Genomic DNA, 6734 nt, shown 5'->3' on the forward strand with positions numbered 1-6734 from the left:
GCGTCGTGGCTGCGATCCTGGACTTCTTCATCGCGTTCCTGATCGTCCTGGGCGGCGCTTTTGCGTTGATCGGCAGCTGGGGTCTCGCCCGTCTGCCCGCGCTGATGAGCCGTCTGCACGGCCCCACCAAGGCGACGACGCTCGGCGTGGGCGGATGCCTCGTCGCCTCCATGATCTATTTCCCGAGTCAGGGACTTGCCTGGTCGGCTCATGAGCTTCTCATAGCCCTGTTCCTGTTCATCACCGCCCCGATCTCCGCGAACATGATTGCGAAGGCCTATATGCACGGTCGTCATGTCGCGAGCGACACGGCGGATGCAGGCGAGGGACCCATGCCGGGATCGCCGCAGGCGCAGGCGGACTGGGCCACTTTTGGCTCCCCGTCAGAGCCGTGAATGGGGCGGTGGGACGCGCCGCGGCCGTGCGCCGGCACCGGCTTTGATAACTAGCAAATAGAAAGGCATAGTCGCCGCAGCGTGATAAGTGATTGATGCCTCCATATGTCCGAAGATGTGGCGTATGGATGGCAAGACGCTACGATCTGCGGCCGGAATAAGTATTCGTCGAGCTACTTGCGATCTTGCAACACGATCATGGAGGTACCATGGTTCAATCCAGCGCCTCGACTGTCAGTGAATGGATGGCAGGGGTGGGCTCGCTTCGCGCACCGGCTCTCCACCGCTTGCGCGATCTTTGCATCGATCGGCTAGTTGACTGGCAGGAGCGGATGCAGTGGGGAATGCCAGGATATGGTCCTGCGGGCGCGGATAGCGTCGTCAGTTTCAACAACCAGAAGCTCTATATCGCGTTTTATGCGGGTCCCACGGCTATAGCTGCCTTCGCGAACCGGCTCACCGGCATCGATCGCGGTAAGGGCTGCCTCAGGTTTCGCCGTCCGGAAAGCATCGATTTCGCGCTCATCGCCGACATGCTGGATGAGATCCGTGGCCGTGGCGGCCCGATGTGCTGAAAACAAGACAAGGACGCGCGCACGAACTCTCGTTTGTCAATTGGCAGGCGCGCAGATCCTCCGCAACGGTGGCGACCGAAGGCGACAGCGTCATTCGGCCGGCGGCGCCGCTCGCATGACGGCCGAGATCGAAGTGCACCATCAGCTCGGCTGCGGCACGCCCGGGTAGAGACGGCGGATCTCGTCGGCCTGGGCGAGATCGTGCCCCGGATTGAGGACCGCAGCGGCGCCGGCTGCCACGCCGAACCGGAATGCGTCGTCGATGGTCCAGCCACAACTCAGCGCGAACACCATCGCCGCCAGGAAGCTGTCGCCGGCCCCGACGGCGCTTTTCGCGTCAACCTGCACTGCCGGCAGGAAGCGCGGACCGTCAGCCGTTGCCAGGAGCGCACCTTCGTGCCCCAAGGTCACGGCGACATATCTGGATTGGCCGGAGCGGACGATGTGCATGGCCGCTTCGCTGACGGCGCCGGGATCAGTCAGATCCTTTCCGACCAGTTGCCGCAGCTCGCCGATGCTCGGCTTGATCAGGAAGACACCGCCGCGGCTGAGACCCCCGCTCAGGCCTGCGCCCGAACTGTCGAGCACAAGAGGTATTCCGCGCTCGGCCATGATCTCGGCGACGCGGGCGTAGAAGTCCTCCGGCACGCCCGGGGGCAGGGAGCCGCTCGCCACCAGATAGTCGCCCTGGGCATGGGCGAGCTGTTCGAGGCAGGCCTGCCACTCGGCGGGTGAGAAGGTCGGGCCCTGGGGCACGAACCGATATTCCTTGCCGCTTTCTTGCTCGAGCACGGCGGAGCTCACACGCGTGGGGCCCTGAATGGGGATGCGTTTGCGGACAAGCTGGTGCAGATCGAGCAGGCCGTCGAGGGCCGGACCAGTCGCGCCGCCCGAGGCATAGTAGCTCCTCGCATTGCCGCCGAGCCGCACAAAGACTCGCGCGACATTGATGCCGCCGCCTCCGGGCGAATAGAATTCTGCTTCAGTCCGCATCTTGCGTGTATGGAAAACGCGGCCGACCTCGTAAGCAACATCGATCGTGGGATTGAGTGTCAGTGTCGATATACTGGTCATGGCTTGTTCCGCTAATTCGCATGTGTGAGGGATAGGCAGGAAGATACTGCTTCGAAATGGCGCGGTGGCCAAGGGAGAAGAGACCTGCGGCCATGGCTGACAGGGTGAGGCCAGCGCTCCTTTTCAAAACCAGGCTGCTGTCTTGCCACATCCACGCCTCGCCTTTTCCATTCCTTTCTTCCGCGCCTCCGGTAAGGTCGGTCTTGACCCGGTCTGAGCTTCCGAAAAGTGGATTACCGCTGCACAGAGGTGATCGGTGAGCAGTCGGTAATTTCCAGGGCCAGGCTCCCCATGTCTCTCGAGCTCGGGCCGGCACGTGGCCTCCGCGACCCGTGCCGACCGCCACGGTAGCCGGTCTCGCGTCCGTGTCCTTCCGGATGATTACGGATCGGCATGTGTGCTCGGGTTTGAGATAGCTGAAAAAAATGGAGGTTTGAGATGGCCATTCGCGACATTCTTCTTCAGGCGAGCAGCTACGCCGAGCCGACGCCGGTCGGTGCAATTGAGCGGGCGCAGGCGGCCGCCGCATTGATCGGTGCGAGGCTCTCGCTGGGCGTATGCCGGGTGCACATTCCTCCGGTTTCCAACTGGCTGGCGAACAAGCTGCTCCAGGCAGACCAGATCATCGCGGTGGAGAACCGCCGGAGCGCTGAACAGGCGCAAGCACTCGTCGAGCAATTTTCGTCGGTGGTCGAAGAGTCCCGACGCGGCGAACCGTTTGTGATCGACTGCCCGGGCCAGGTCACGCATTGGGCGCTCGCCAAGAAGGCGCGCGCCTATGACCTGACCATCGTCCCGGTCCATGGCCACCCGGCGACGCCTGCCATGGCGGAGGGCCTGGTCTTCGAATCGGCGAGGCCGGTGCTATTGCTTCCGGCCGAGGGCTCGCCTGTGAAATTCGAACGCGTCGTCGTCGGATGGGACGGCAGCCGCGTTGCTGCCCGTGCGCTCGCCGACGCGCTTCCGATCTGCCATCAGGCTCGCTCGGTGGCCCTCGTCACGGTTATGCAAGACAAGGACCTGAGCCGCGATACGCCGGTCGCCGACGCCTGCCGCTATCTCGAGCGGCATGGTATCGAAGCAGAGTTGGTCGAGGTGCCGGCTGAAGGACGCGATGCGGGCGTCGCCTTGCAGGCCTATCGTGAAAAGACGGAAGGGGATCTGCTGGTGATGGGCGCCTTCGGACATTCCCGGGCACGGGAATTCGTGCTTGGCGGCGCGACCAGGTCCGTGCTCGACCACCCGAGCTGCCCGGTCCTGCTCTCCCATTGATTATCGAGTTCGCATCGAGTGCCGGGCAGTGCTTCATGAAAGCGTGCTCAGCAACCGATCGACGTCGACGGTCGCGAAGCTGATGAAAGAGTCAGCGATGCCGTAGGGCAGCAGCAAGGTTCGCCCGTGCAGCAGCGCGCCGCAGCTATAGACCACGTTCGGGACATAGCCGTCGCGGTATTTGGGATCGGTGGTGATCAGTGGAAGGCGGCTCCGTCCCAGCACTTCGCTCGGGTTTTCCTTGTCGAGCAGACATGCGCCCAAGCTATAGTTTCGGACCGGCCCCACGCCGTGAGTAATCACCAGCCAGCCTTCGTCGAGCTCGATCGGGGATCCGCAATTGCCCAGCTGTACGAATTCCCAAGGCCAACGCGGGCGCAGGATAATCGCGCCATCGGTCCAGTTGTAGAGGTCGTTGGAGCGAAGCAGCCAAATGCTCTCGTGATCGAGCCGTGCCAGGGCGGCATAGTGTCCGGCAATGCGCCGCGGGAAAACAGCGATGCCTTTCGTGTCAGGCACGTCGGTACGCAGCGCGCTGAGTTCGAAGCTCTGAAAGTCGCTGGTTCGCAGCAGTTCCTGGCGAACGGTCTCGCCACCGACTGCGGTGTACGTCCCGAGGTAGAAGCTGTAGCCATTTTCCTCCTGGAAACGCACGAGACGCAAGTCCTCGAGGCCGTGTCTTTGGCGGAAGGTGACCGGAAAGATCACCAGGGAAGAGATATCGGTGCAGCTGCCGCATGTCAGGCGCACGCCGGGGTCGTCAGGATGCCCTCCGGGCAAAGGTTCGATGTGCGGAGGTATGGAAACATCGCTGATCGGGTCGAGCGTGACGGATGCGCCATCGAAATGCCCGGTGCGGAAGGTGATTGAGGAAAGATGGCCTTCCCCAACGGCTCGCAGCGAGAGCACGAAACGGGTCGCGCCGCTGAGGGTCGGCGGCTCGGGATGCGGCACGATGCTGGGGTTGAACAGGGCGGCCGACGCGTAGGAATATTCGGCGCTCATATAGGCGCCCACAAGAAGCATCTGATCCGTAGTCAGCGCCGGCGAGGGAAGTGTCGGCGGACAGATGAGATCGTTGCATCGCCGCAGCAGCACCTGCTCGACATCGCCATGGCGGCCGACTAGGCTCGCGAAGATGCGCTCGAGCTCGGAGCGGCACGTCGATGCATCAAGCCCAATGATCCGTTCGATGATGCGGCCGATCCTGGACCGGCGTGCAGGGTCGGGAGCCGTCGGGTCATCGCCGGGAACGAAGGGCCGAATGACGACGCGAGCAGGATCTGCATGCAACGTTGGACCGGTCTCGGTCACCAGGGCATGATTGAGCAACTTGATCTCCCGCTTTGTTGGATCGATCGCCGCACCAGTGGATGAACAGGGCAGAGCAAGCCACTCTAAGCCGCTGCGAGCTATAACCCAGTTTTCGCATTTCGACTTCACCAAGCCTCGCACTCACGGGATTTAAGCTGTAGGATGTTGCATTGCAGCAGACGAATCGCAATTTAGCGAGGGTGGCGACGATGGCCGACGAATCCGCGAGTGCAGCCGATTTCTGGAACATCGCCATGGAGACGCAACTCCTCGGTGCGGTTCCCCGGCTTTCTCTTCTGACGATGCTTGTCCCGAACGTTCAGGGATCCGTGGGTCAGATGATGCTGCACTATCAGCGAGAAGCTCTTACCTTGCTGTCAAGGCGATGGGAGGCGGATCTGACGTTTGTCGACAAGCTGGGCGGGGCGCGGTCGGCAGGAGATCTGGCGACCGCCTGGTTCGATTTTGCCCGAAACGCGGCATCGGACTATTCGGACACGATCGGCCGGATAGTCACTCTCGAGATCAAGGATGCAGCCGAGGTGGCGGAAGCGAGCATGGGCGAAGACCTGCGCGACGTAGCCCTCTCGGCGCAGTTGGTAGCCTAACCCGGGCCGAACCGTTGACGCCGGCAGCTCAATAGGCGCAGCCCTAGGCGGCACGTGTCGTCAGCATCAGCTGGCGATCATGAACGGGTCGGAGCGGTGGTAGTGGCGTTGGGTCAATGCGATAGCGACGAGGCCGCCGCCCGCGATCGCGAAGCTGACCGCGAGAGTTGCCGAGAAGAGCGTAACGAACTCCCGCACCTCGCCGAAGACGACGATCGCCAGCATCGCCAAAGGAGCGCCTGCGAGCAGCAGCAGTCCCAGCGCAAGATCGACGAAACCGCGCAGAAGCAGCCAGATCCAGTTCGCCATGGGTGTCAGGCGCGACTGAAAGGCGACATCGATCGATAACAAGGCGCGGAGCAGGAACCAGACCGTCACGAAGGGACCAAGAGGATAGAGACCTTTCCATGGTCCACCGATGAACAAAGCCCCGAGCACCACGGTCAGGGCGCCCGAACCGAAGGTGATCCTTCCCACCCAGCTATGCCGGCCGGTCCATGAAAGGAGCAGCTCCGAAAATCCACCGGCCAGCAGCAGCAAGCCGACGAGACGGGGCAAGTCATCGACCTGTGACAGCGGAAGCGCGAACGCTGCGGCGGCCAGCAGAAGCTTGAACAATCCACATGCCAGCGTCAGGTGCCAGGGCGAGACGTGGAACGGTCGATGCATCGTCTTCAGCACTCGGCCGTGACGGCCTTGAGGGCATCAAAGTCGAGTATCAGGATGGCCCGGCGCCCGGGCGTCGCGATGATGCGATCTTCCCGCAGCCGTGTAATCTGGCGGCTGACAGTCTCGATGGTAAGGCCGAGAAGATTTGCCATGTCCTGCCTGCTGACGGGCAGGTCGAACTTGCGCGATGGGCCTGTATCATCACCCTTGCTGCTGCGCTTCGACATCTCGATGAGAAAGAGCGCGACCCGTTCGGCGGCACTCTTGCGGCCGAGCAGCATCATCCATTCTCGCGTGCGATCGAGTTCCGTCAGCGTGCGCTCAAGTAATCCATGCTCGAGCGGCGGGTTTTCCTGGGCAAAGGCATCGAAAGCGGATCGGGAGAAAGTACAGACACGCGCATCGGTAAGGGCAATGACGGAATGAGCGCTCGTTTCACCGAACGGCCGCCCGATGAAGTCGCCGGGCAACATGATCCCCAGCGTATGATCCCGGCCGTCCGCGTTGGAGGCCGACAGCTTCAATGTCCCTTCGAGAACGTTCCCGACCAGTAGCGATTCGTCGCCTTGCCATAGGAGCGCCTGCCCCTTCTTGATTGTCTGACGGCGGCCGATGCGGTTGAGTTCATCAAGCTTTTCGTCGCCGAGGGAGTGGCAGATCGCGTGCTCGCGAACAGAACATTGCGCACAGGCATTCATAACGTAAGCGCCGACGGAACGCGGCCTTGTTGCCGGCGCCGGAATAGGAAAGCTCGCGGCCTTTGAGGAGGCGTGAGCATGGACATCGAGCAATCAAATGAGCCTCGTATGAGCGGTCGCGGTGATGGC

At 62.4% G+C, this 6734-nt stretch carries 8 protein-coding genes; 4 read left to right on the forward strand and 4 right to left on the reverse strand.

What is annotated here, in order from left to right; translation table 11 throughout:
* Window positions 1-5: 5 nt before the first annotated feature.
* Window positions 6-395: a Na+/H+ antiporter subunit G gene (locus tag ACFQ24_RS07195; protein ID WP_380910099.1), complete on the forward strand. Its 390-nt coding sequence runs from the start codon at window positions 6-8 to the stop codon at window positions 393-395.
* 209 nt (window positions 396-604) lie between these two features.
* Complete coding sequence (locus ACFQ24_RS07200; protein WP_380910101.1) at window positions 605-970, forward strand: iron chaperone; 366 nt, start codon at window positions 605-607, stop codon at window positions 968-970.
* A 141-nt stretch (window positions 971-1111) separates the two neighbouring features.
* Here the strand turns inward: ACFQ24_RS07200 and ACFQ24_RS07205 are convergent, their stop codons facing one another.
* Window positions 1112-2044: a 1-phosphofructokinase family hexose kinase gene (locus tag ACFQ24_RS07205; RefSeq protein ID WP_380910103.1), complete on the reverse strand. Its 933-nt coding sequence runs from the start codon at window positions 2042-2044 to the stop codon at window positions 1112-1114.
* Between the two features lie 438 nt (window positions 2045-2482).
* Here ACFQ24_RS07205 and ACFQ24_RS07210 point away from each other — a divergent pair, with 438 nt between their 5' ends.
* A complete protein-coding gene (locus ACFQ24_RS07210; protein ID WP_380910104.1) occupies window positions 2483-3316 on the forward strand; it encodes a universal stress protein in 834 nt (277 codons plus the stop codon).
* Window positions 3317-3349: 33 nt separating this feature from the next.
* Here the strand turns inward: ACFQ24_RS07210 and ACFQ24_RS07215 are convergent, their stop codons facing one another.
* Window positions 3350-4648, reverse strand: a complete 1299-nt coding sequence (locus ACFQ24_RS07215; RefSeq protein ID WP_380910106.1) for a glycoside hydrolase family 130 protein — start codon at window positions 4646-4648, stop codon at window positions 3350-3352.
* Between the two features lie 191 nt (window positions 4649-4839).
* Between ACFQ24_RS07215 and ACFQ24_RS07220 the strand changes: the two genes are divergently transcribed.
* Entirely contained in the window at window positions 4840-5238 is a 399-nt protein-coding gene (locus ACFQ24_RS07220; RefSeq protein ID WP_380910108.1) for a hypothetical protein, read from the forward strand.
* 66 nt (window positions 5239-5304) lie between these two features.
* Here ACFQ24_RS07220 and ACFQ24_RS07225 read toward each other — a convergent pair whose 3' ends face one another.
* Both ACFQ24_RS07225 and ACFQ24_RS07230 read right to left on the reverse strand, forming a co-directional pair.
* Complete coding sequence (locus ACFQ24_RS07225; protein ID WP_380910110.1) at window positions 5305-5919, reverse strand: DUF308 domain-containing protein; 615 nt, start codon at window positions 5917-5919, stop codon at window positions 5305-5307.
* The gene (locus tag ACFQ24_RS07230) at window positions 5913-6605 is read right to left on the reverse strand and encodes a Crp/Fnr family transcriptional regulator (protein ID WP_380910114.1); all 693 of its coding nucleotides are present in this window, start codon (window positions 6603-6605) and stop codon (window positions 5913-5915) included. Before ACFQ24_RS07230 ends, ACFQ24_RS07225 begins: the two co-directional genes overlap by 7 nt.
* Between the last annotated feature and the right edge of the window lie 129 nt (window positions 6606-6734).

The sequence above is a fragment of the Sphingobium olei genome (assembly GCF_042678845.1).
Lineage (GTDB): Bacteria > Pseudomonadota > Alphaproteobacteria > Sphingomonadales > Sphingomonadaceae > Sphingobium > Sphingobium olei.